The following is a 24728-nucleotide window of genomic DNA, read 5'->3' on the forward strand; positions in this document are numbered from 1 at the left end:
GTTTAAAAAAGTGATAAAGTAATTTGTTTTGATTCAAGTGACCGAAGGTGCCTGGTTCCGTCTTGCCAGTATTCCGAGTTCAATTCCGTTGCGAAACCTTTTCGCCCCATTTTGACTGCCTGGTAGGGGACTGACCCGATCCCACCAAAAGGATCCGCTACCAGCTCGCCCGGGTTTGAATATCTCTCGATGAGCCTTTCGATGATATCCAGCTGCAACGGGCAGATATGCTTCACAAGATTCTTCTTTGCCTGTGTGGAGTTTAGTGTATTCATCCGGTTGATGTCGCCCCATACGTCCGGATGTGTCGATTGAGGAGGAACGGCCATGAAAGTAGATGGCAGTTTTTTCAGATCGTCGAGCATTTCATTAAGCTTTATATGTCGATCATAGTTGTATGGTTCGGAAGTATCCCAAGCTTTCCAGGCTTTAAGTACATCTGATAGACCGAGCCGACGTAATGTTTCCGAATCCAAAAGCCTTTCTCCGGCACTCTTCCAATATGCATGTGCATCAGCCTGCCACCTGCCACGTGAATATTCAGTCTTGCTATGCTTTACCGGTACGTCTGCATAGCCATTTGCCGAATCTGATGGAGGTTTTCTGAATACAAGGATGTACTCTGGTAAGCCATTGCCCATTTTACTCATGTCCTTGCAAGCTTCCGACCATCCCAACCGGTATGTTTGTGCATTTTCCTGCACGACGTCGGTAGTCACTGTGATTCTGGTCAGTAGGTGAAAACCATGTTTCCTGAATGAAGCAGACGTATCATCCGAGAATGGATCCTGAGACGTGAAGCCCGTGCCGTTCATATAAGAATACCGAATGCGGTCTTTTACGTGTATAGCTGCAATTCTCCCCGGCTTTAAAGTTCGGTAAAGGTGAGGCACGAGGAAGTCCATCTGTTTGAAGAAATCCTCGTTGGTTTCATTATGTCCGAAACAGTTGAAGTTCTCACTATATTCATAATGATTTCCGAATGGAATAGAGCTAACGATGAGGTCTATACTGCAGTCATCTCTCTTGCTAAAATCTTCAACACAATCATCGTTCACAAAAGTCCAATCTTGTCCAGATAGCTCTTTCCTGCCAGTGAACATCTCACGTTTCAATTCTGAGGAGTACAAATCTGAATTTAGTCCATGTTCTTTGATAATCTCAGTCATTCTTGATTGTAGGTTATTGTGATTGTGCCATTTTTGTTCAAGCGTTTTTAGGATCTGCTCCTCGGCATCAGTGTAGATAATGTGGATTTCAACCTGCTTTGTCTGACCGAACCGATAGATCCTGTGAACCGCTTGTATGAAGTCATTGAACTTGTAGTCAATTCCGACGAAAATTGCTTTGCAGCAGAAATATTGAAGGTTGCAGCCCGACCCGGCGATCTTGGGCTTTGTAGACAGATATTTGAATTCCCCCTTGGAAAATCCGATCAACCTGTTTTCTCGTTGGTCCAAGTCTTGGGACCCATACACTGACTTGCATTCATCAGATCCGAGTGCCTTTGCTATTTCATGTCGCTCAACTTCTTGATGATGCCACAGAATGTAATGGCTATCCGGATCCGAATTGATGATTTCCGTAACCTTGGCAACTCTGTGGGTGACTGAGACGGCTTTTTCTTTTGCTGCCTCAACGAGGCTTTTGGAGGAATCTGCAATGAAAGTGGACTGATTAGTTCGTTTGTCTACATTCAGCCCTCTTTCGAAGTTTACTCGGTGCCGGTGTATCTTGATAGGTGGAAGGTCGTACCCTTCATCTGAATACCCCAAGTCAGAGGGCTTCGTTATAAACACTGCCCAACTTGACATCCAATACCAAAACTCCTTTTCTCTCTTCGGTAATAGCGTGAGGTTGCCGGCAGTTGTGGAGTCCCGCTGGAAGAACCTGGTCAGGGCCTGTCCGCGATCCATAATACCAAGAAACTCCGCATAATTGATAAGCTCTAAATATCTGTTCGGCGAAGGCGTTGCGGTGCAAACAAATCGGTATCTGATCTTCGAAAACAGCTTCATAATTGTGTCTGCTGTTTCTGTGGCCAATCCTCGCAGGACAGATGCCTCGTCAAAAGTCACGGCAATGAACTTTTCTGGGTTGATGTCGCCCATACGAACCCGTTCATAATTGGTGATGTACCACGAATGGCCATCTTCAATCTCGTCTGTGGAGGTGATGTATTTGATCTGATTAATGCCTAGGGATGCTGCATTTTCTTCTATCTCTAATTTTAGTAGATCTTGATTGAATTCATGCTTAACTCCAAGAGGACAAACGATTAACACATTACCACCAACAACCCGAATGATCTGACGTAATATTTCGAGCTGCTGCAACGTCTTTCCAAGTCCAAAACTCTCGAATAGAGCTCGGCGCCCACCTGCAAGTGCCCATATCACGCAGTCTGCTTGGTGAGGTTTTAAAATAGGGTGTAGATCGGCACGACTGACTGTTATCCCTGTTTTTTCGGCAATACGAATCTTTGCTTCAAGAAAGCTCTTGTAGGTTGTCATTTTCAATTTATTGATGAAGTGTATTTAAAACAAAGCCCGCTGATTTGATATCAGCACAATAAATAGTGCATCTCGAACCTCGTCGTTGATTCTTGATTTAATGCCGGTATTCTCTTCAATGAACTTACGGCCAGTAACGGTCCACGATCCGTCTCTTTTCAGCACACCTTTCACGAGCGGCTTAATTTCTTTGACAATAAATCCCTGCTTTTCCAACATTCTCATTAGAAGCTGGCCTGATGCTTGGTTTTGACCAACCTTGCGGGATATTGCTTCTGAGACTCTCCGGCCGGCCGTTTTTCGGTAGTTGGATTTCTTATTTAGCCAACCCGCCTCCAAAAGAATCAGAGCTGAGGAAGGATCGCAGATTTTTAGAATTTCATCTATCAAATCTTCGTTTGCAAATGCTTTCCAAAGAACCCAGCGTTTCATCTCCCGGTCCCAGATCGCTACACCTGACTTGCTGATGTCTGGATCAATTCCGATTACGAATCTATGCATCAAAACTGGGGACTTATCTGGTAAAACATATTGAGAAACCGGCCTTTTGCTTCGTCCTGAGACCAAGATCTGAACTTCAAAAAATGCTGCTTTTCCAGCATCAGATACTCCCACTCCGCGTGTAGCATACTTTCATCAACAATCTTGACGTCGGGATGCAAAGGGTAGTCGAATCCAAACTTCTTAGCAATAACTTTCATCAACCTATCTTCCAGCTGCTTGTAATTCGCAAGCCCCGATTTAACGGGCGATGGTATATCGACCAGATAAGCTTCGCTGGCGTCATGCAAAAGTGCTGCAAGTTGATGTACCTCGCTTACTTCTTCACAGCAGTGCACTGAATGTTGAGCAACTGAATAGAACTTAGGTAAGTGCCCGCCGAACCTGCATTGCATTGACAGAGCATGCGCGATGTCTTCAATTCGGATCATTTCCTCGGTTGGCTCAAAAACATTCATGTAAAGCCTGCTGAATGTCCTGATGCAATTTGGCGTGTATAAACTCTCCGTAATCATTTTCTTCTAGATTTAGCTGTTGCTGGGAACTCAATTACATTGCACATCTCTTTCAGGCGATCTGCTACCCTTTTGCCGTAGACTTCCTGCAAATCCTCCATTACTAAGTTGGTGGTGAAGTGCGTCATGTGATGAGGATGGAACTTGTACCTGTTTAGGATAATCTGCTCCATCACATTCTTTTCATTTCCGTAATGGCGTGCACTGCTTTCCGCTCCAAGATCATCGAAGAACCGTCCGTAAAACTCATGTCCCATTGTTCTGGATACGTCAGGGCTTCTGCTGTTTTCGGAATAATACTGAATGACATTCTCGCCCCCTTGATCGCCAGGTAAAGTGTATTCGCCGGCCACCTCAATGCAATCGTGTCTTGCGTAGCAAAGCTTCGGGTTTTTACTGCAAAGTTCCATCAGCTGTGTTTTGCCACATCCCACGTCTCCGACCAGCATAATGCCTTTGTTTAAAGAAAAACCCGCATTGAAAGCCGAGAACTTTGGACTATTCGTGAAATAATGAGCAAGCGACTTCACGATTACCCGATTATTCTCATCGAGCTGAAACTCTTGGGGCCACCCGCGCTCTTGCGATCTTAAAACGCCAAGTTCTACGATGAACTTCTGGAATTCGGCAGGGGTAAGCTCAGGGAATACCTTCTCTTCCGTCACCGATACAGCATATAGCTGCTTGTATCGGTTAAACCCCTTTTCCTTTTCTGCTTCCAGAATCGCGACACGAATCGCGACCTCGGTTACTGCGGTCTTTTCTTCTTCGGTCAGTGGGATTGGACTTGGCCCGTTAATCTTCCACATCATTAAGAACTGCTCCTCCTCGGTACTCAGAGACCCCTTTGGCCGTAGGACGTAGTTTCTGTGATCCTCCTCTCTGATTTGCTGAATTGAATTCATTTCCTTTCCATGTTGCGAGCCTGCCAGGTATGTCGAAGGCTCCGTTCTTTTTATCTAATTCATTTCGCCATTTCGGCTTTCCGTTCGCCGTTGGGGTTGACCAGTGGACAAGGAATTTCTTGTACATCGACTCAGGGTAGAGAGTGGGATTTTTGTTTCTGTATTCCACTAGCATCTCCCGCAGCACCATGCATCGAGTGATCCCTAGTTCGTCCTTCACAAGGTCAAACTTCTTGACTTGGTCAGGGGGGGGCGGCGCAACCGGGGGGGCTTTTTTTTCTTCCGGTTTTTGAGTGGTAATTACACCACTTCTAAGACTTGAATTTTGAGTGCCGCCGATAGGCGAATCAGCCTCGCGTTTACTCTCATTTACTATACTTTTATTTACTTTACTTTCCTTTACTTTACTTTGTGTACTTAATGCGGAATTTGCGGTAGTTTCTGCTGCAATAACTCGAGTTTTTACTGCAATAACCTCGAATCTTTCATCAATAATCCCGCCTCTTTTCGCTTTCAGGTATCGCTGTTGGATTCCTGATGAGGTAAGTATTTGCACATGCTGCATACAGTAAAAATCAAAAAGATTTATCTCAACACAGGTAGTGATTATCCCTCTTACATCTTCTTCAGTCACGCCGTTTTTAAGGAAGTCTGAGACATCGAAAGCGAGCTCGGAATCGTACTTGATGTAGTAGCCCCGGTCTCCGTAAATCAGGCAAAGCAGATACTCATACACTATAATACCCTTCAGCCCCCAGGTTGCCATCAGCCGTCTTATCTTCCGTTCTCCGTACATGTTGGAATCTTTCGGAAAGTATTCCAATCCTGGCTTATAAGGTCTTGCCATTATTTGAGTTGGGTTACTTAAACTCTCTTTATTCTGAGGCCTCGTTTAATTGCCTCTGCTAGGCTCATCTCGTCGTGAATGACCTTGTGACATTTTCGACAGACTGCCATCCATGTCGCTATTTCCAGCAAATAGAATCCTCTTCCGCGGCGATGGTGAACATCCGTACTCTTCCCTGTGCATCCTGGCAGTTTTGCCTGACAAAATTTATTTTCTCCCAAGAAAACAGGGGTCAGTGAATAGTAGACCTTCAAACGAGCGGCCTGTTTGTCGCTTACCTTTTTAATCGGCTTGATCTTATTGGCCAAATATTGATGGAAGAGGCAGTACAACTTGGAGAACACCGGGTTTCGACATCCTGGATGTTTACACAGTTTTGCCATCCTTTTGAACTATGTTTCCGTTGGCATCAATTTCAATCGCCTTTTTCAGTTCCTGCGCGATTTTGATTGCAAACCAGAACATACCAACTGCAATGGTGGTCAACAGACCGTAGAGTGCATTTTCCATAATATTGATTGATGAAGTGTTTACTGAAAATGTTTTCTGAGAAGATCCAAGAAGGCTATTTCGGCAGTTTGCTCGACCACTGAATTGCCAATGGCACGGTGAAGATCTTCGACAAATCCGTACCCATCAACTGTATACTCCACGCTGGATTCAATCGCTTTTTTGATGTTACGGTCAGTTTCTGTCCATACTTCCTTTCCCACAACTTTTTCAAAATGCGACCGGCTTTGACGCCACAGCTTTCGTATAGTATTTGGCAGGCGATTTGTCGATCCAAACGTCCTTGGGGGTTCCCAGTCGAACTGGTATTCTCCTTGGCCTGCCGGAAATCTGTCATGGTGCCGCGAACTACCGAATCCCTGAGATTTGAGAAGCTGCTCCGTCCGGGTCTGATCTCCATCATTTCCCTGAGAATTGCCTTGTCTGTTTTCGGTGCTATCTGATCCATTGTTGTCGGTGTCGGCCAATGTTGAACTGATCCGCTCAATTTCAAGGCTTTTGACCCGTTCGCTTGGTTCTGATAGTCGCCTCTGGACGTTGTTGGTGTCGGCCAGTTCATTACCTGATCCTCGATCCGGCTTGCCGAGACTTCGCGGAGGCTGCCGGTCATCCCATTCGTGCTCACTCGCGGAGTTCCCCAGTTTTGATGAACAACTTGGTTCGTTAATCGATCCATCCTTGATTTTCCGTCCTTCCGAGTCAATGAATCTTTCGAGACTGCCCCTTTCCATAGGTTCGTATCCGGTGTTGACCAATTCTTTGCCTGTTCTGAAAGCTTTTCTGAAAAGTCCTCCCTCGTTGTCCCACCATGATCTGTCGCCATAGGTGTCCTCCAATATTGCAAGGATAAAGAGCCGCTTTCTTTCTTGTGGTGCGCCCACTTCCTCCGCAGTATAGATTCCGCACTCAACTTTGTAACCAAGATCTCGTAAGCCTTTGTAAACCTGATCATATCCCATGCTGAGGTGTCCTGAGACGTTTTCGAAGAAGCAGAAAACAGGTCGAGTTGATCGGATAATCTGGTATATATACGGCCAAAGGTGTCTTGGGTCTTCGGTTCCCTTACGGTTACCGGCCAGTGAAAACGGTTGACATGGATATCCTCCAATGATTCCGTGAATTCTGTTTCGAAATGGGTTCGAGTTGAAGGTTTTAAGGTTCGTCCAGACAGGTGCCGGAGCCACCATACCCGCTTCCATTGCTGACAAAAGGTTTTCCACGATAAAGGCTTCGATTTCCACATAAGCGACGGTTCGGAGCCTTGGAAATATTCTTTCAAGTCCTCGTTCGATTCCGCGTATCCCCGGGCAAATTGAGAGGATAGCGGGTGATTGATGGGTAAAATCCACATTGGTAGCTTTTGTTGATGAAGTGTAATGTTGTTTCAAGTGAATTCGAATCGTCGGTTCTCTTTTACTATGGTAGTTGCGAATGGGAAATCATCCTTGGAAACTCGCTGGATTTCGTCTTGAAGGACTTTTGATCCCGAGAAGAGAACATGCTTGTTATCACCTATCGTTATCTGCATGTACAGGCATTTTGCATTGCCTTTCTCCGGGTACTTTGAATTTTCGATCCGGTAATCGTGAACCGTTATCTCGCGATTCAATATCCGATCCATGCTGATCTTGTCACCTTCAAAGCCTTTACTTTCAGGTTGTATTCCTAACTCTTTGAACTTTTTGATTGCTTTCATGGGAGAGTACTTTAATTAGGTTGAGGCAGTTAGCGTGCTTCGCCCATCCGGTGTAAGCGGCAATAGATTCTTTCCCTTTTCCTTTGGCCACTGCCCGGGCAAAGCTCTGCTTGATAGATTTCCTTAATAGCGTATGGGTGTGGTACATCTTGTAGCCGACAAAGTCGATGCCCCGATCGGATACAGGAAACACCTGGTAATTGTCCTTTACCTTCAATTTTAACTTTGAGGCGAGATAATCTTTAATGCTTGCCAGGATCTCGTGCAGGTACGGCTTGCTTCCGGATAGTATTACAAGATCATCGCAGTAGCGGAAATAATACTTTACACGGAGATGTTCTTTCAACCAGTGGTCAAAGTATGTAAGGTAAAGGTTGGCCATGTACTGGCTGAGGTAGTTTCCGATGGGTAGGCCGGCGGCACTGTCAATAATCGAATCCAACAGCCACAGTAAGTCAACATCTTTGATCTTCTTACGGATGATCACTTTCATGATGCTGTGATCAATGCTAGGATAGAATTTGCTTATGTCAAGTTTCAGGCAATACATGGTTTCAGGCGCGTTCTTCAAAGCCTTTTGAACATTCTTTGCGGCTTTGTGCACACCGCGACCTTTAATGCAGCTGTAAGTATCGGCCGTGAATAACGACATCCAGATAGGCTCCAAAATGTTCATAACCGCATGATGAACAATCCGATCAGGATAGTACGGTAGCCGGTATATCTCGCGCTGTTTAGGCTCAAATATAATGAAGGTCTTATACTCGGATGTTTCAAACGATTTGTTGATCAGCATTTCGTGAAGGGCAAGGATGTTCTCTTCCCTGTTTTGGTCATGCTGTTTTATCCCGATCTGTTTCGATTTTCCTCTTCTGGCTTTTTGATCAGCAAGGTTGAGGTTTTCAATACTGCAAATACTTCGGTATAAGTTGTTAATCCGTCTCATCAGGCCTATGTTTTGAAGTTCATTTTTTCCACACGGGTGGATACCGATGCACTTAAATTATAGAAGTCGTTTTTTGGCGTGTTGCCATGGTTTGCGCTGCCAAAGTCTTATCTGGCATATGTGGGAACCGACATTCGTGTTCGAGTTGTCGTAGTTGTAATCGTTGAACGAGAACCTGGAACTACCTGCGGTCAAGCAGCGCACAACCAGTTTCTTTATTCAATCACCATCCACTCCCGGTAAATTTCGAGGAACTGCGTTCCTGCGTACCGCGCGAGTTCGTCGGTTCGAAAAACGAGGCGGGAACCGACAGTCGCGAACGAGCTGACGCAGTAGGAATCGTAGAACGAGAACCCGGAACCACCCGCGGATTTTGATCTCATATCAAACCAGGGATAGTACTTATACTGATTATTATTGTCCCAATCAGGCTCCCAACCCTCATTCAATGCCTTTGCAATGACACACAATCGGTGGAAAGCATAGGTTGGCGCTCTGAACTCTCTTGGGACTACTGTAAATTCGCTCAGCTGGGCGGGTTTAATTTGTAATAATCTGCATGCATCTTCGTAGGACTTCACACGATCTTTTATATCGATGTTGAAAGTCTCTTCTCCAAGCAGCCCCACTAAGAGCGCTTTGCCAGTCTCGTCGGCGGCTTCAAAGGCACGCTGGGCATTTTCCTTTTTGATCGGAATAATCTCGTCTTTCATTGTTATTTTGATTTGGTGATGAATACACATATCGCCCGCAAAACGGGTCTGGAATAATGTCCAGATGCATGTTTCCTAAACCCTTAACCTTTGGTCTTTACAGGAAAACCCTGCTTTATGTTTGAATCAGATCAAATGCCAAAGACATTTGAGGAACCTCGACACTTCGTTGATGTTACCCGCGAAAACGACTATTGTCGACACGAATGCTATTACGAGTAACAATGCTATAAATTGAATAGCCCACCATAGGTAAACTATTGCTATCCATTCATTTTCTCGACCTTTCACGATTTCTGATGAGGTAGTTATGATAATGAAGTTTGACACGCTAAAATGGGAGGTCGTCGTCGTCATTCGAGGGGTCAAGCTGCAACTGGCTTTCAGGTATTGAGACAGTGGAACTGGTCGTTGCAGTAGTTGATTCCGCCCTAGCAGATGATTTAATAAGTCCATATTCTTTAAGTTCTGCGAACAAGTCATTTGCCACCTGGTCTTCTGATGGGGTCAATCCTCCGCCGAAATTGAAGGTGGGGAAAGTGTTTATTGATTCACCGAATGCCTTTTCGGCATAGCCGGTTACCGAAATCCACTCGCTTTGCTGTTTCTTCTGGCTTTTCCCTACCACTTCTCCCCAAGACAGCAAACCATTACCTTTGATCCTTATACACACCAGTTCCAGGTTGTCTGACATGGCGTAAAAAAGCTTTGTGAAATGCCCGCCATTTGCTTTGACCTCATCTTTAATATCTTTCCATAGGCCCTTTGCAATTGTCGTGTTGTCCGACCAGCGAACGTTCAATTCTTCCTTTGAGGAAAAGCGGATTTCGTTTGAAAAAACCTGCATTTGCGTATTCTTATCAAATCCGCGAACACAAATCCGTTCTCGTATGATGTAGAACTTCCAAGGTAGATTCTCAGAGTATCGCTGCTCTGCGGTGGCATCGTAGAAACAAAATGACTTATCCTCGGATCGCCAATCATAATAGCGCTGCACAGGATTAACAGGAAGGTACTCTTCGTGTCTTGACATAAAATAATGAATGTAAATGTTAAAAATATCGAAAACGGTTTTCTATATACGTAATATCAATATCCAAGTTCGGTCTTTCTCTTGGCAATCAATCTACTAAGGTCCACAGGGCTGAGGAAGGTATATTTCTGCTTGCTAATCCAGTCTATTTCCGAAAGCAGGTACTTATTCGTTGGGCACTTGGCGTTCTTGTGCTCAGTAAGCAGTCCTTCTTTTTTCCAGGCCAGTATGGTAGGTGCCGATGCGTTGAGGATGCGCTGCACCTCGGCGCTGTTGATGTAGACTTCCGGAAGCGGATCCGGATCTTTTGGTGTCTCTTCAATTCGAGAGAGCCTTTTTTGAAAATCAATCAAGATGCTGTTTGTCTCACGCATGTGAAATTCAATTTTATCTAATGGACCCATTTTGTTGATGAAGTGTAGGTTTTACTTTTTGCCAAGTACATGGTATAGCTTCGCTTTTATGCCAGGGGAAAGTATTGCTATTGTGAGCGAAATCGTGATAGCAAAGCTTACGTTTGAGTTCTCCAAGCAAAAATTGGAGAATGACATTATGTACTGGTCAAATGATCCGAAGTACAATATAGCGTAGGTCGTGAGCTTTGTCATTAGTTGATCTGACGAGCCGTTTTCCTCATTAACTTTTCCTCCTCATCTTTCATCCTTCTGATGGTTCGGTAGACTGTTTCAAAAGAATCAATGGGTTCTCCACATATCAATTCGCTATTGATACGGATATGCTCGACCGCCGCTCTGGACTTTACTCCGGATGCCTTCAAACTTTTGTAGGTGTCATAGACCTTGCGGTACTTTTCTTGCTTTCGCTGCTGAAATGGAGATATTACTACTGCTTCCATTAGGTTTAAAGTTGTTGATGAGGTGATTATGATATTCTCTTGACGAGGTCGTATTTGCTTCGGTGCCGTTTCAGGAACCAGCCGTTTTTGGTGTAGAATTCCCCTTGATCATCTTCAAAATCATAGAGGGATCCTGCCGGTAGTTGTCGGATGATTGTTCTGGTGCCAGGCTTATTGGATTTCTGGCAAACGCCTTGATTGCGGACCAAATAAGTACATCCAACTTCCAGTGTAATTTCTGGTAAACTCATGCTTGGGCCTGTTGATTTGGATGAGAGACGTTGAATCCACTCAGATGGGGATTTAGCAGCTGATGGATGAATGCCTTTCCTGATTCAGTCCAAACCAAATAAGTTTTGGTCTTGGTTTGCCCCGTTTCATTGTCAATGAAGTGCCTTGTGCGGTATGCCGCGTAACCTTTGGAGGCGTAACGCTGGTATAAGGCGTACGATCCATCAACACGATACTGTATTTTCTTATCGACAAGAATTTGGTTCAAGCGGATTGCTGACAATCCCAAACTTTTTGCAACCAAAGTTGTAGTTTGATCAGATACTGAGTTTAGGACATTGTCCATGTACTCGGCTTTTGGTTTCAGCTCGGCGTTTTCTTTCAACAAACGCTCTTCTGAGTCCACTTTCTCGGCTAGCATCCGGAGTGCCTCTGAAAATGTTTTTGGCAATTGGTGGGCTGGCGGTGTTGCAATTGTTTTTAGCATCCGCTCGCAGGCAATAAAATACTGACGTGCCTGCTTTCCTCTTTCGTTCCCCTCGACCATGGCCAGTTCTTTTGCCATGTCCAAGGTTAATGCAAAATCAATTACCTCCTGTGATCCTCCGGAGGTTTCGCATTTCTGCGACACCTTTACAAAATCGTGATGCTCTGTAAATCCGTACTTTTTCACTCGTCGTTCTATCCATCTGCCGAGATCTGTCTTAACTTCGAGAAAGCCGTGAAGCTCCCTAGCGGATACCACATCACGTCCGCCTTTACTTTTTTGGATTTGGATAAGTTCTTGCATCATTCTGAAAATTAAATGTGATCTCAGACGGGTTGATTGTTGATGAAGTGTAGATCCGGTGTTGCGGCACACCGGAAAGCCTCTCACGTCGGTTTGGCTTTCGCCTCATCCCAATGCCTTTTACATTTCAAAAGGCGTAAGCAGGTTTAGTTGCCGTCTTCCTACGTAGCGGGGGCTCTTTTTGCTTTTCAGCTACCGGGCATGTTATCCGCTATTTAAACACGAAGCCACCGTGTTGCTCATCGATAAGAAGGTTGGGTTCGAACCAACAGCCTTCTGAACCAAAGTCAGACGCTCTACCATTGAGCTACTCCTCAACAGTGTTATTCTCCGAAGACCATCCACTCCCGGTAAATTTCGAGGAACTGCGTTCCCGCGTACCGCGCGAGTTCGGCGGTACGAAAGACGAGGCGGGAACCGACACCCGTGTACGAGGCGTCGCAGTAGAAATCGTCGAACGAGAACCCGGAACCACCCGCGGCCTTATCAAAGTATGGGTAGTATTTCCTCTCATTCCAGTTAGACCAATCTGGTTTCCACCCTTCGTTGAGAGCCTCTGCAATAATGGCCAGTTTCGCAACGGCATTAATACCTCTCTGGCGGTTCGTTGTAGCTACGGAATATGGCAGTTCTTCGGCTGGATTTAATCCCAGTGCGACACATGCTTCCTCGAATGATTGTACTTTGGTAGATGTTTTCATAAAACTTTTGATGTATCCGTAAAACCATTTAATCAGTTCCATTTGGAAGCTTGGCTGCTTAAATCATATCTTTGTTTTAATGATCTATGCAAATATACTTCTATATGGAAGTACAATGCAAGACTATATGGAAGTATTTCGCTTAAAAATAGTAATTTAGAAAGATTATAAATAATGCAAACAATAGGCGAGAGACTTGAGTATGCTATTAAGCACCAGCATTCAACTAATTATGCGGTATCAAAGCACACTGGAATATCCCAGTCAACCATTGGGCGGATAATCAAAAATGAAGGCAAGACGTACAATAGAAGTACAATTGCTACTATATGCAAGTATTTGCAAATTTCCGAAACTTGGCTTCACTCTGGTGAAGGTGACATGATATTGCCGAGAATTGAAGCTGAAGAAGTAGATATTCCAGATGGTTCAGAAGAAGTTATACGCACTAAAACCGGAAACGAATTTATAGCTACCGAAAAGGGTAGTTCATATATGCTTGTGCCTTTGGTTGGCTACTATGCTTATGCAGGATATCTCTCTGGATGGAGCGATCCTGATTTCATAGAAGACCTTCCTAAACATATGATCAGTGTGGATGTTTACCATAAAGGTACTTACCGTGCCTTTGTTGTTCGTGGTGACAGCATGAATAGCGGCAGGCCAGATGCTCTGCTAGATGGGGATATTGTAACTGGCAGAGTGATTGACCGCCCGCTTTGGAATAGTAAATTTCATCTCAAACAGTACAACAAATTTATAATTGTTCATAAAGATGGCATTTTGGTCAAAAACATAAAGGATCATGATGTTGATAACGGGGTGATCACGGTTGAGTCCATTAATCCAGACAAGCGACTTTACCCGGATCTGACCATCCACCTTGATGAAGTGTACGAGCTGATGAATGTTGTTGATTTGAATCGAAAGACGAAGTTTTTATAATTACATCGCAAACAAACCCTCTACCGATGAAAAAAAATATACTGTTGTGTTTAATGATCCTATTTCAATCTTGCGCACCGACACTCTTGGTGGATAAGGCAGACCTCGCTAAGATCCCGAAAGGATCTACGAAGGTTGTTGCATATAGCCCGTATTCAGCCGATGAAGCCTTCGGGATCGTGTCGAAAAACCTGGCTCAGTACGGCTGTCCTGTAAAATCGAACAAAGAATCCATGCAAGTGATCTGCGACGGCAAATCAGTCGAGGGAGGGACGGTAATCAAAGCTATGGCCTATATTGAACCTGATGGCGATAGTAGCAAGGTGACTTTTTCTGGTGAATGGGGCTTGGACGCACAAGGGCAGGTGATGATGTCAGCCTTCACTGGGGTCAACGGAGTATCAGGATCTAGTAAGATACAGTGGGATGGAATTGCGGGAACAAAACCTTGCATTGCCTACCAAAACTTGATATTGATGGCTAGAACTATTCCCAACAGCCGGGTTAAATACAGTAAAAATTAGGTTCCAAGTAGCCGGAAAATTTCCAGTTAGTTATCATCAATAAACGGATCCCCTACACTAGAATAGATGAATACAGCCAGAGATATCTCAGATCGACTTCTCCGATTATACCCGGTTGCAGTAGTTAAAGAACATTTTAATAAAGCACACCAAGGCCAGGACCACCTCTTGCGAGAAATCGTTGCCGAGAACGCCACATCAGTTATTGATGCCTTTGCACTTGACCAGACAGATAGGACGAAAGAGCATGTTTATATCTATGAGTGCCGGGGAGTTCCTCGCTTTGATTTATCTGAACTCGGGAAAGAAGCGCCAGACAGGACGTCGGAAGTTGCCGGTTTTACGGTGAACAAATATTTATTAGAGGTGGATTCGGAAATATTGGTGAAAGAGAAAAAGGAGTTTGTTACGCTGACAAACAAGTGGCCAGTTTCAATTTACTTCAAAAGGGGGATAGTTATCCTCCGCATTACTATTCTTGACCGTTACATAAAGTATTTTGGTAACGCAAATGTTGTAAATTTAGGACAAGGGTTTTCTGAATCCAGCATCCGCGATGTCGTGGTAAAATCCTTGTTCTCCAACAATTCGAACCCAGTACCTCTTGATATAACCAAGGGCGTGAAAGAGTTGCTTAAAAAGGACCTTATTGATGCTACTAATATAAAATTCAAAAAAGATAAATCCACTTCGACGGAAGCCTTAGACGAGGAGCATACATTGAAAGTGGCAATGCCGGACGTGTATGATGATATGATGGGACGACCGATAGAGAAAACTGTATTTAAGTTTCTCGGGAATCAGGACGATCAGTACCCTAATCACTTTCGTGTTGAACCACAAAAGGGAGAAATTTCGTTTAGCCTTTATGCCACTGATACTGACGCGCACACTGCCGCGATAAAGCTGATACTCGAAAATAATTAATGATGGAAAGCTTCTTGGCTAGGAAGGCCGAATTATTAGAACTTACAGATCCCGACAGAATTTATGTCGAGAACATACGATCTATATTCAACCTGCCGACTAAAATAGCCAAGCTTCTCTGTGAATTGGCTGTTAAAAGTGGCCAATTCGAAAAGCGATATGGTGTAAAGTGTCCTAATTGCAGCAGATTGATAAAGGTCTATAATACCCTTGATGAGATTCCTCAAAATATAAAGTGTTTGTCCTGTGAAGTGCTTGAAGTGGACAGATTTGAATTCAACAGGGCTGAGTTCGATGTGGTGACCTTTTATAGATTGAGACGCTAATGGCCATCACAAAAGATCATCTTAAAATCGTCGAGGTTATTACTCGTGAGGTTGTGAAGGTAGCGCTCGTCTCAGTGGCGGTCTACGCATTTCTGAAACTGTTCGACGAATTTATCAAAGCTACCGGAGATACAAAGCTGATTTATATGGCCGCGGATGGGTTGTTCGGTATAGTTATTCTACGAGTATACTTTCACTACTTCCCGACAACAAAAAGGTAGATGATGTCAATTCATAGCGATTCAGCCGGCTTCTTGAAGAACGCGTGATTCACTAAATCCAGGGCACTTTCTTCGGCGTCGATGTCTTCGTAAATGCTAAATGATGAATCGGAAGTGTGCCCACTAATAAGTTTGATCTTCTCTTTTGGAATTCCAGCCTTCTTCATTGTCCTAATTCCTGAGCGCCTTGCGGAATGCGTGGAAATAGCCTGCCATTTTTCAACGACCTCATCGACTCTTTCTCCTCCTCGCGTATAGGATACTACAACAGGAGTTGTTATCTGGGCAAGCTTCGCAATCTCTTTGATGATCCTGTTGATTGTGTTGTAACCATACATCCTGGGTAACTGTCCGTTTCGCTTTTCTAATATATCTGACACGACCCAGTGAACAGGGGCACTTACGTGCTTCCCGGTCTTTTTCGTTTTCCTAGAAACAACTCCATCGGAGAATGATTCGGGCACCAGTTTTGAGAAATCAGAATAACGCATTGCAGTAAAAGACCCGATGAGGAAAAGATCTCGCACTTCGGCATATGAAGGAAGTTGGCCAGTTAGATCCAATTCGTGAATCCGGATCAGCTCCTCGTAGGAGAATGAAAACTTCTTCACACGCTCACTCTTCGCGCTGAACTCTCGATCCCTGAACATAGAGAACTTGTTTATTCCAGCTTTTCTAGCTTTGTTGAGGATGATGCATAACGCCCGGAAACAAGTAGAAATGGAGTTCTGAGCATAGTCCTTGCTTTCAAGGAATACATTGAAGTTATCCCGGAATGCCAAATCCATATCTTTGAAGTCAAGCTTAACCTTGTTCTTCAAGCTGTATTCAAGCAAGTTGGTGTAGGCCATCTTAACGATACGCCGCTCGGAAGAATTTGCAGCTGCGAGATCCTCAGTGAGCTTTTTCGCGAAGTCTAGGAGTGTTGTCGATGATTGCGCCTTTTTTCGGCCCATATCCTCATCCATTCGACTCCGTAGTGTATTATCATCAATTTCAATCCCTTCTGTCAGCAGCTGCCGGTAGATCGACTTTATAGTTTTGTCCAGTTTCTCTAAAAACGCATTGCGGGTTACGCAATCAGGGATGCTGCGTTTCTCTCTTATCATTTGCTTGTCACCATTCCAATCAGCAGGTAATACTTTGTCTCCCGTCGAATATTTAAGAGGCTTGGAATTTCCATATGCAAAAAACATATTGATGGGTGTCTCCTTAGTACTCTTGGGATCTTTCAGGTAGAAATTAACGGTGGCCATTATGCAATTATTTACTCTTGGTTTTAAATGCGGGGTAAGGTTCGGGGGAAAGCTTACGTACGAATATATATAAAACCATTTTTATTTTAAAGATGGCGATTTGCGCCAAAGGACTCCGTTTGGCCTATTATTAAAGTATTTTTCTTATAAATAAAATGAAATTAACTATTTCATTAATGATTTATTAACCATTTCTTAATAGCACCCGCCTTTCTTTGGACCCAAGGTCAGGCCGACCAATCACCCTTATATTTTAACAATGAAAAGAACCCGGAGACGCACTTTCCCAGGCGGTACAACTGTGCGCAAACCTGTTGATCAGTCAAAAATGAAACTGGAACTAAACGGATAATATGGAAAATCAACTTTTATTAAAACGGGGAATTTTACAGAATTTCCAGAGAATACGCCGGTACTTATGCATTTGTCTGCTCCTCGCACTGCCGGTTCTTGCGGCAGCACAAAGCAGCGAAGTACAGATAGCAGGAGATGTACGCGACGAGAAAAATATGGGAATACCCGGCGCGAGCATTGTTTTGCAGGGTACAACCAAGGGTACTACCACCGATGCAGACGGAAAATTCTCATTTTCGGTGCCCAGGTCAGGTTCAGTCCTGATCGTAAGCTTTCTGGGCTATAAGCGCCAGGAAATTACGGTGGGCAGTCAAACCAGCTTTACCATTAAAATGGAACTCAGCACCGACGAGCTGAACGAAGTGGTCGTGGTCGGTTACGGTACCCAGCGCAAGCAGACATTAACCGGCGCCATTTCCAATATCGTCACCGAGCAGATCAAAACCACCACACATACCAGCCTTGCGCAGAGTTTGCAAGGTAAAGTAGCCGGTGTGCAGATCCGCCAGAACTCGGGCGAGCCGGGCTCATTCAGTACCAATATCAATATCCGTGGCTTTGGCGAGCCGCTGTATGTGGTGGACGGCGTTGCGCGCGACGGCGGGTATGAATTCCAGAAGATCAATCCCGACGACATTGAAAGCATTTCGGTGCTTAAAGATGCTTCTGCGGCTATTTTCGGTATCCGTGCAGGAAATGGGGTTGTGATTGTGACGACTAAAAAAGGCAAGCAGGGCAAGCCGCAGTTCAGCTACAATGCAGTGTACGGAAGGCAAAGCCCAACTGACGTTCCAACAATGACAAACGCGCTGCAATGGGCTGAAATGCGGAATGATGCGGCGAAGAACCTGGGCGAAAATCCGGTGTACTCTCCCGAAGAGATCGAGAAGTTCAGGACAGGCGCGCCGGGTTACGAGAGCACCGACTGGTACAAGGAAGTGCTCAACAAATCGGCCGGCCAGCAGCAGCATTTTATCTCGGCTTCGGGCGGCGAAGGTGCGGCGACCTACTTTGCGAGTTTCGGCTTTCAGAATGAAAACGGCCTGCTGAAAAGCAAGGATATGGGTTATAAAAAGTACACTTTCCGCACCAATGTGGGCATTGATCTGACCAAAAACCTGAAAGCGGATATTATCCTGTCGGGCTTGTTTGATAAACGTGACCAGCCGGGGGATAATTTTTTCAACATTTACAAAGGTACCCGCATTGCCCTCGCAACCGAAAAGCCTTACGCCAATAATAACCCGAGATACCCTTCCCTTTTGAGTGGCGGCTACAACCCGGTCGCACTGGCAAATGGCGATCTTACCGGATATAGCGAGGATGTGAACAAGTTCTTCCAGTCCACATTTGCATTGACTTACACGGTACCATTTGTGCCGGGTTTGCGGGTAAAAGGTTTGGTGGCTTACGATAGCAATAATTACCGGAACAAATCGGTTTCGAAAAGCTATAATCTGTACACCTACGACGCTACGCTGGACAAATACATTCCCCACGCGCAGCGGAACCCGTCGCGGATCGGCAACAATTTCTCTGATAACAACCGCGTCACTTTCCAGGGGCAGCTGTTTTACAATACGGTGATTGCCAAAAATCACAATCTCGGTGCCACGCTCGTGTACGAACAGCAGGAATCGAAAAACCGCTGGGCGGGGCTTGGTCGAGAATACGCATTCTACACTAACGACCAGATTGACCAGGCGGGGCTTAATAACCAGACTACCAGCGGCTCAGAAAGCGAATACGCAAGCCAGTCGTACGTAGGCCGGTTGAATTACGATTTCAAGGAAAAATACCTGCTTGAAGTAGCTGCCCGCTACGACGGTTCTTACCGCTACCACCCCGACCGCCGCTGGGGATTGTTCCCGGTGGTATCTGCGGGCTGGCGCGTGACGGAAGAGGAGTTCATGAAAAAGATCCCATTCATTTCCATGCTGAAACTGAGAGGATCGTACGGTTTGGTGGGTGCTGATGCCGGCGCGCCATTCCAGTATGTACCCGGATTTTCGCTTACAGGCGGAGGAGGTTATGAATTTACCAATGGAAATTATACCACCGGCGCAGCTTCACCGGCGATCGTGAATGAAAAGCTGACCTGGTTCAAATCCAATATCCAGGATGTAGGTATCGATGTAGGTTTGTGGGACAACAAAATCGATTTCACATTTGATGTTTACCAGAGAGACCGCAAAGGCTTGCTGGCCAGGCGCAATGTTTCACTTCCCAATACATTCGGGGGTACTTTGCCGGAAGAAAACCTGAACAGCGACCGGGTGCGCGGGATTGAATTTTCAGCCAGCTACAATGGACAGATCCGCGATTTTAAATATGGCATTTCGGGCAACTTCAACTACGCCCGCACCATGAACCGCTATGTGGAAAGGGGCGATTTTCTGAGCAGTATGGACCGGTGGCGCAACGGCGCTGCCAACCGCTGGAATGACGTGGTTTGGGCGTATCAGCTCGAAGGTCAGTTCCAGAATGCCGACGAGGTCATTTATGCGCCTATCCAGAACGGTGACTTAGGCAATACCCGCGAGTTGCCTGGTGATTTCAGATACAAAGACGTGGACGGAAATGGCGTGATCGACGGAAATGATGCAATGCCGCTTTTCTTCGGTGGCGATCCTAAAATGTACTATGGTGTGACCTTAACCGCAGGCTGGAAAGGCTTTGATTTCACTGCATTGTTCCAGGGGTCGGGTAAATATAGTGTGCGTTTCCGGGAAGTGTATGCAGAGGTATTCGCATTCCGCGGCAACACACCCGAGTACTTCTACGACCGCTGGCATTTGTCGGAAGACAACCAATGGATCCCCGGCACCTGGCCTGCTTCCCGCTTCAATTACAATGTAGGCGCAATGTACGCGGAGAGCTCGGCATGGCGGAAAGATGCTTCCTACCTGCGGTTCAAAAGTGCGCAGCTGGGATACACTTTCAATCTCGGCTGGCTGAAAAAGATCGGGATCCAGGATGTGCGGATTTATGGAAATGCGCACAACATCTTCACCTGGGCTGATCCGTTCGTGAAGCCTTTTGACCCTGAAAAAATCGAAGGGTTGTTTGGCGCGGGACTTACTTACCCGGTGACACGCAGCTACAACTTTGGTATTAATGTTAAATTCTAACAGCGCTAACAATGAAAATGATTAAAAATATAGGGCTTCTGCTGGTCGTCTTTTTCGCATTAAGCTGCGGGAATGTGCTCGACAAGCAGCCGCTCGACAAGTTGCAGGGAGAAAACCTTTTCTCCAATCCTGAGGGTGTGAAGCTGTATATGGCCAACCTATACTATCAGTTGCCGATCGAGGATTTTACATTCTTCCGCCAGGGTTTCAACTGGAACACAGGCGATCCCAACAACGGCGGATTTGCGCCGGCGATGGTGACCGACGAAGCAGTACATACCGAGTTTGGTGACTTTATCGGAAATGATGATTTTCAATGGTGGGACCAGGGTTACAAGCTGATCCGGGACACCAACATCCTCATTGACATTATCCCGACGCTGGATATTACCGATGACGAAAGAAAGGCGCTGATCGGAGAAAGTTCGTTTATCCGTGCTTACGCTTATTTTGGTTTGGTAAAAAGATACGGCGGGGTTCCATTGATCACAGCTGTTCAAAAATATGAGGGCGATGTGGAAGCTTTGAAAGTACCGCGCAGCACAGAAAAGGAAACCTGGGATTTTGTGATGAAAGAATGCGACCTGGCCATTGCTAACCTGGCAGAATCGTGGCCGGGCGGCGAGCGGAGAGCAACCAAGTGGGTGGCTTACGCATTGAAATCACGGGCTGCATTGCACGCTGCATCTTTGGCAAAATACGGGGACAGGTCTCCATTGTCGGGTACTGCGGTGGACCAGAAGCTGGTGGGTCTTGACAAATCTGCGGCGGCTGAATTCTACAAAGCGGCTGCTGATGCTGCTGAGGCGATCATGAATTCGGGTAAATTCTCTTTGTTCCGGGCTAATCCGGCTACTCCCGAAGACGCGGCTAACAACTACCGGTTGCTTTTTGAAGATCCTAACAACGCGCCTGAGGAAGTCATTTTTATCAAAGGTTATGCAAGACCTGGTTCAGGCACGGGCCATAACTACGGGATCTGGTACCAGCCCAATCAAACCGCAAATGGCTGGCCGCACCCGGGCCGTATGAACCCGACCCTGGAACTGATGGACATTTATGAAAGCTACGACAAGCCGGGCGTAAGTGCACCGATCATGACCTCCGAAGCAGGCAACGATCTGACCGACTACAATGGATTCAATGCAGCCAAACAGTACAAGCGTTTTGAGGGGCCGAATGATATTTTCAAAGGGAAAGATGCGCGCATGTGGGCGACGATGATTTTGCCGGGTACCAACTGGAAAGGTCAGAAAATCGTTATCCAGGCAGGTTTTATCAAGCCTGATGGTAGTCCGCAGATCATGGGAGGAGAGCCTTATACAGTCAATGGAAAAACCTATTACACCTACGGAGCCGCCGACCGCACGCAATATTCGGGTTTTGATACCTGGGGTGGCAACAACACGCGTACCGGGGTAAGCTTCAAGAAGTTTTTGAATGAAGGCGTGAATGTGCCCCCTGGCTGGAACCAGAGCACTACTGATTTCGCCGATTTCAGGTATGCCGAAATCCTCCTGAACTACGCAGAGGCAATAGTGGAAAGTGGTACAGGCGATAAAGTGAAAGGTGCCAAAGCCCTCAACGATATCCGCCACCGCGCAGGCCACAAAACGGATATTCCGCTTACGATCGAGAATGTCATCCGGGAGAGAAGGGTAGAGCTGGCGTTTGAAAACAAACGTTTCTGGGATTTGATCAGAAGAAGGGAGTACCACACGACATTCAACAATACGATGCGTCACTCCATCCTGCCCGTACTCGACCTGCGTGCTACGCCTGCAAAATACATTTTCATCCGCACCAACGTAGCCAGAAGCAACCCATCAACCTTCGACTACAAGCAGTACTACCGCTACATTCCTGGGATCGGAGCAAATGGACTGGTGCAGAATCCGCAGTATTGAGTTAGCTGTTAGCCTTTAGCTATTAGCTCTTGGCTTTTAGTAATCCAAATTATTATAGATACTGTTTTTTAATAACCCTATGAGCCAACAGCTAATAGCTAACAGCCAATGGCCAAAAGCAAAAACAAATGAAAAATCTAGCATTTTATTTCATCTCCCTGCTGCTGCTCGCTTCTTGCAGCATCGACAACTATCCTGCGCCGGATGCGCAGTTGTTTGGGACTATTCTGGATATTGACACCAATGAGCCGGTGGAGCAGGATATCATTCGCGGCAGCGCCATTGAGTACATTGAGCACGGATATGCCTCGCAGACGAAGCAATTGATGATATTTAAGAACGATGGTTCGTACCGCAACAATCTGATTTTTTCAAATACCTACACCATTGCGCCGGTGCGCGGCAACTTTGTGCCGCTTACCCCGCAAGAGGTAACTGTGAATGGCGAAACGAAGCTGGATTTCAAGGTACAGCCTTACATTCGGGTGAAGGACGCTAAAATTGAGAAGGTGGGATCCAAAGTAATAGCCAGCTTCAAATTGCAGCAAACCGTGATCAACAATGTGCGCAAGATCGGCTTGTACGCACATCCTGAACCCTCAGTAGGAGAGCCAATGCGCACTGCGCTGGTTGAGCAGGAAATCAACGGAGCAGTAGATGCGAACAAGGTCTACACCCTCGAACTCGATGTCGCCGCCAACAGCAATGTCCTGAAAACAGGCAACCAATACTTCTTCCGCATCGGAGCCATCATAGACGCGCCCGAGTCGAAGTTCAATTACGCCAAGGCCGTGCGGCTGGGGTTGTGAGGCTGGCTTTGTCACCCTGAGTACGCCCCCTTTTTGTGCCTGAGCGGCTCCCGCCTTTGTCACCCTGAGCGGACCGGGCCGCCGGGCGGTCGAAGGGAAGTAGCGCAGTGCCCGCCCTTCGACTCCGCTCAGGGTGACAAAGCAGGAGGTGCTGCTCAGGCAAAATCAAACCAAAAATTCAAAAATTAACAGAATAAACCAGTAACAAATGAGACTATTCCTAATCCCTTTTTTACTCTTAACGCTTGGCTGTGCGGCCAGTAATGATGATGGGCCCGGCACACCGCCGGCTCCCGTTGAAGAAGTCAAATACGACACGACCGGCGTTCTTTTTAAAAGCTACAAAGGACTTGTGATGGCGGGGTATCAGGGCTGGTTTACGGCTGAGGGTGACGGGGCCGGGCGGGGGTGGCACCATTATCAGAAAAACGGCAGGTTTGAGCCGGGATTTGCTTCCATTGATTTCTGGCCGGATGTGACTGACTATTCCAAAACCTATAACACTGCATTCAAATACGCGAACGGGGAAGCTGCAAAAGTGTACAGCCCCTACGATGAAGAAAGTGTCGATTTGCACTTTAAATGGATGAAAGAGCACGATATCGACGGGGTGTACATGCAGCGGTTTGTGAGTGAGGTAAAAGGAGAAAGCGGCAAAAAGCACTTTAACAAAGTCCTCGCCAACGCATTGAAAGCTTCTAAAAAGTACGGCCGCGCGATCAGCATCATGTATGATCTCAGCGGCTCTGTTTCGGCGGATATGGATTTCATAGTGAAGGATTGGGAGGAGCTGCAAAAGCTGTTCAACCTGTTTGACAACAAACAAAATCCGACTTACCTGCGCCACAACGACCGGCCACTCGTCGCAATCTGGGGCGTAGGGTTCAATGATGGCAGGAAATATACCATTGCCGATATTCAGAAGCTTGTTGAAAAAATAAAAGGTCCGACCAGGAAAGCGTCGATCCTGCTGGGAGTACCTTACTTCTGGCGCACGCTGGGAAATGATACCGAGAACTCGCAGCTGCTGCACACGGTCATTAAAAGCGCCGACGTGATCATGCCCTGGGCGGTAGGCAGGTACAATGCGGCTTCCTACACGCAGGTGGCAGGTACGCAGCTGCCGGCGGATATTACCTGGTGCAAAACCAACAACATTGACTACGCGCCGCTTGTTTTTCCGGGGTTCAGCTGGGGTAATCTTAAAAACGATAAATCACTTTACAACCAGATCCCGCGCGCCAAAGGAGCGTTTTTATGGCAGCAGATCGCCGGTGCAAAAATGTCCGGTGCGGAGGCTTTGTATGTCGCCATGTTCGACGAGGTAGACGAGGGTACCGCCATTTTCAAAACCAAAAAAGAAGGCGAAACCCCGCTGAATGCAGACGGTAAATTTGTGGGCATAGAAGCCGATCTGGCGACGGATTACTACCTCTGGCTCACCGGTCAGGGAGCCAAATGGTTTCATGGCGCAGGCGGATACAATGCCAGCAAGCCCGAACGCAAACCCTAGCAAGCGCATTTTCACTTCTGAATTCTGGATAAAATTCTTTTTCTTAGGTCAACCATTC

24 protein-coding genes and 1 tRNA gene are annotated in these 24728 nt (G+C 46.1%); 8 read left to right on the forward strand and 17 right to left on the reverse strand.

What is annotated here, in order from left to right; translation table 11 throughout:
• Positions 1-2: 2 nt before the first annotated feature.
• From ASG33_RS08190 to ASG33_RS08275, 16 genes are all read right to left on the reverse strand, one after another.
• A complete protein-coding gene (locus ASG33_RS08190; RefSeq protein WP_056282397.1) occupies positions 3-2513 on the reverse strand; it encodes a DNA methyltransferase in 2511 nt (836 codons plus the stop codon).
• Between the two features lie 24 nt (positions 2514-2537).
• Positions 2538-2945, reverse strand: a complete 408-nt coding sequence (locus ASG33_RS08195; protein WP_157474621.1) for a hypothetical protein — start codon at positions 2943-2945, stop codon at positions 2538-2540.
• 68 nt (positions 2946-3013) lie between these two features.
• Positions 3014-3529, reverse strand: coding sequence for a hypothetical protein (locus tag ASG33_RS08200; RefSeq protein WP_056282402.1), 516 nt, complete (start codon positions 3527-3529; stop codon positions 3014-3016).
• The gene (locus ASG33_RS08205; RefSeq protein ID WP_056282405.1) at positions 3526-4341 is read right to left on the reverse strand and encodes a hypothetical protein; all 816 of its coding nucleotides are present in this window, start codon (positions 4339-4341) and stop codon (positions 3526-3528) included. Before ASG33_RS08205 ends, ASG33_RS08200 begins: the two co-directional genes overlap by 4 nt.
• Positions 4325-5281: a DUF4373 domain-containing protein gene (locus ASG33_RS08210; RefSeq protein WP_056282408.1), complete on the reverse strand. Its 957-nt coding sequence runs from the start codon at positions 5279-5281 to the stop codon at positions 4325-4327. Before ASG33_RS08210 ends, ASG33_RS08205 begins: the two co-directional genes overlap by 17 nt.
• Positions 5282-5647: 366 nt before the next feature.
• Positions 5648-5791 (reverse strand): hypothetical protein, encoded by a 144-nt coding sequence (locus ASG33_RS25745; RefSeq protein ID WP_157474623.1) that lies wholly within the window; start codon positions 5789-5791, stop codon positions 5648-5650.
• A 20-nt stretch (positions 5792-5811) separates the two neighbouring features.
• Complete coding sequence (locus ASG33_RS08220) at positions 5812-7179, reverse strand: DNA cytosine methyltransferase (RefSeq protein ID WP_162242734.1); 1368 nt, start codon at positions 7177-7179, stop codon at positions 5812-5814.
• Positions 7176-7487: a hypothetical protein gene (locus ASG33_RS08225; protein ID WP_056282419.1), complete on the reverse strand. Its 312-nt coding sequence runs from the start codon at positions 7485-7487 to the stop codon at positions 7176-7178. Before ASG33_RS08225 ends, ASG33_RS08220 begins: the two co-directional genes overlap by 4 nt.
• Positions 7444-8433 (reverse strand): RNA-directed DNA polymerase, encoded by a 990-nt coding sequence (locus ASG33_RS08230; RefSeq protein ID WP_056282423.1) that lies wholly within the window; start codon positions 8431-8433, stop codon positions 7444-7446. The genes ASG33_RS08225 and ASG33_RS08230 overlap by 44 nt, the downstream gene beginning before the upstream one ends.
• A gap of 215 nt (positions 8434-8648) precedes the next feature.
• The gene (locus ASG33_RS08235; RefSeq protein ID WP_157474625.1) at positions 8649-9146 is read right to left on the reverse strand and encodes a hypothetical protein; all 498 of its coding nucleotides are present in this window, start codon (positions 9144-9146) and stop codon (positions 8649-8651) included.
• Between the two features lie 331 nt (positions 9147-9477).
• On the reverse strand, positions 9478-10179 hold the full coding sequence (locus ASG33_RS08240) for a hypothetical protein (protein WP_157474627.1): 702 nt from the start codon (positions 10177-10179) through the stop codon (positions 9478-9480).
• 56 nt (positions 10180-10235) lie between these two features.
• On the reverse strand, positions 10236-10553 hold the full coding sequence (locus tag ASG33_RS08245) for a hypothetical protein (RefSeq protein WP_056282432.1): 318 nt from the start codon (positions 10551-10553) through the stop codon (positions 10236-10238).
• Positions 10554-10786: 233 nt separating this feature from the next.
• Positions 10787-11035, reverse strand: coding sequence for a hypothetical protein (locus ASG33_RS08255; RefSeq protein WP_056282437.1), 249 nt, complete (start codon positions 11033-11035; stop codon positions 10787-10789).
• Between the two features lie 247 nt (positions 11036-11282).
• Positions 11283-12059, reverse strand: coding sequence for a phage antirepressor KilAC domain-containing protein (locus ASG33_RS08265; RefSeq protein WP_056282443.1), 777 nt, complete (start codon positions 12057-12059; stop codon positions 11283-11285).
• Positions 12060-12301: 242 nt separating this feature from the next.
• Positions 12302-12373, reverse strand: a tRNA-Gln gene (locus tag ASG33_RS08270).
• Positions 12374-12379: 6 nt separating this feature from the next.
• A complete protein-coding gene (locus ASG33_RS08275; protein ID WP_056282444.1) occupies positions 12380-12799 on the reverse strand; it encodes a hypothetical protein in 420 nt (139 codons plus the stop codon).
• A 132-nt stretch (positions 12800-12931) separates the two neighbouring features.
• Here ASG33_RS08275 and ASG33_RS08280 point away from each other — a divergent pair, with 132 nt between their 5' ends.
• The 4 genes from ASG33_RS08280 to ASG33_RS08300 all read left to right on the forward strand — a co-directional run bounded on the left by ASG33_RS08280 (position 12932) and on the right by ASG33_RS08300 (position 15700).
• Positions 12932-13702, forward strand: coding sequence for a helix-turn-helix domain-containing protein (locus ASG33_RS08280; protein WP_056282448.1), 771 nt, complete (start codon positions 12932-12934; stop codon positions 13700-13702).
• A 26-nt stretch (positions 13703-13728) separates the two neighbouring features.
• Complete coding sequence (locus ASG33_RS08285; protein ID WP_056282450.1) at positions 13729-14226, forward strand: hypothetical protein; 498 nt, start codon at positions 13729-13731, stop codon at positions 14224-14226.
• A 66-nt stretch (positions 14227-14292) separates the two neighbouring features.
• Positions 14293-15153: a hypothetical protein gene (locus tag ASG33_RS08290; protein WP_056282452.1), complete on the forward strand. Its 861-nt coding sequence runs from the start codon at positions 14293-14295 to the stop codon at positions 15151-15153.
• 325 nt (positions 15154-15478) lie between these two features.
• A complete protein-coding gene (locus tag ASG33_RS08300) occupies positions 15479-15700 on the forward strand; it encodes a hypothetical protein (RefSeq protein WP_056282458.1) in 222 nt (73 codons plus the stop codon).
• Between the two features lie 11 nt (positions 15701-15711).
• On the opposite strand, the gene ASG33_RS08305 is transcribed toward ASG33_RS08300, so the two are convergent.
• A complete protein-coding gene (locus tag ASG33_RS08305; protein ID WP_056282459.1) occupies positions 15712-16956 on the reverse strand; it encodes a phage integrase SAM-like domain-containing protein in 1245 nt (414 codons plus the stop codon).
• A 353-nt stretch (positions 16957-17309) separates the two neighbouring features.
• Between ASG33_RS08305 and ASG33_RS08310 the strand changes: the two genes are divergently transcribed.
• From ASG33_RS08310 to ASG33_RS08325, 4 genes are all read left to right on the forward strand, one after another.
• Complete coding sequence (locus ASG33_RS08310) at positions 17310-20441, forward strand: TonB-dependent receptor (RefSeq protein ID WP_082489118.1); 3132 nt, start codon at positions 17310-17312, stop codon at positions 20439-20441.
• An 11-nt stretch (positions 20442-20452) separates the two neighbouring features.
• Complete coding sequence (locus ASG33_RS08315; protein WP_056282462.1) at positions 20453-22348, forward strand: RagB/SusD family nutrient uptake outer membrane protein; 1896 nt, start codon at positions 20453-20455, stop codon at positions 22346-22348.
• A gap of 128 nt (positions 22349-22476) precedes the next feature.
• Positions 22477-23157: a DUF3823 domain-containing protein gene (locus tag ASG33_RS08320; RefSeq protein WP_056282465.1), complete on the forward strand. Its 681-nt coding sequence runs from the start codon at positions 22477-22479 to the stop codon at positions 23155-23157.
• A 208-nt stretch (positions 23158-23365) separates the two neighbouring features.
• The gene (locus ASG33_RS08325; protein ID WP_056282468.1) at positions 23366-24670 is read left to right on the forward strand and encodes a glycoside hydrolase family 71/99-like protein; all 1305 of its coding nucleotides are present in this window, start codon (positions 23366-23368) and stop codon (positions 24668-24670) included.
• Positions 24671-24728: the final 58 nt, after the last annotated feature.

It is taken from the genome of Dyadobacter sp. Leaf189 (assembly GCF_001424405.1).
Taxonomy (GTDB): Bacteria; Bacteroidota; Bacteroidia; order Cytophagales; family Spirosomataceae; genus Dyadobacter.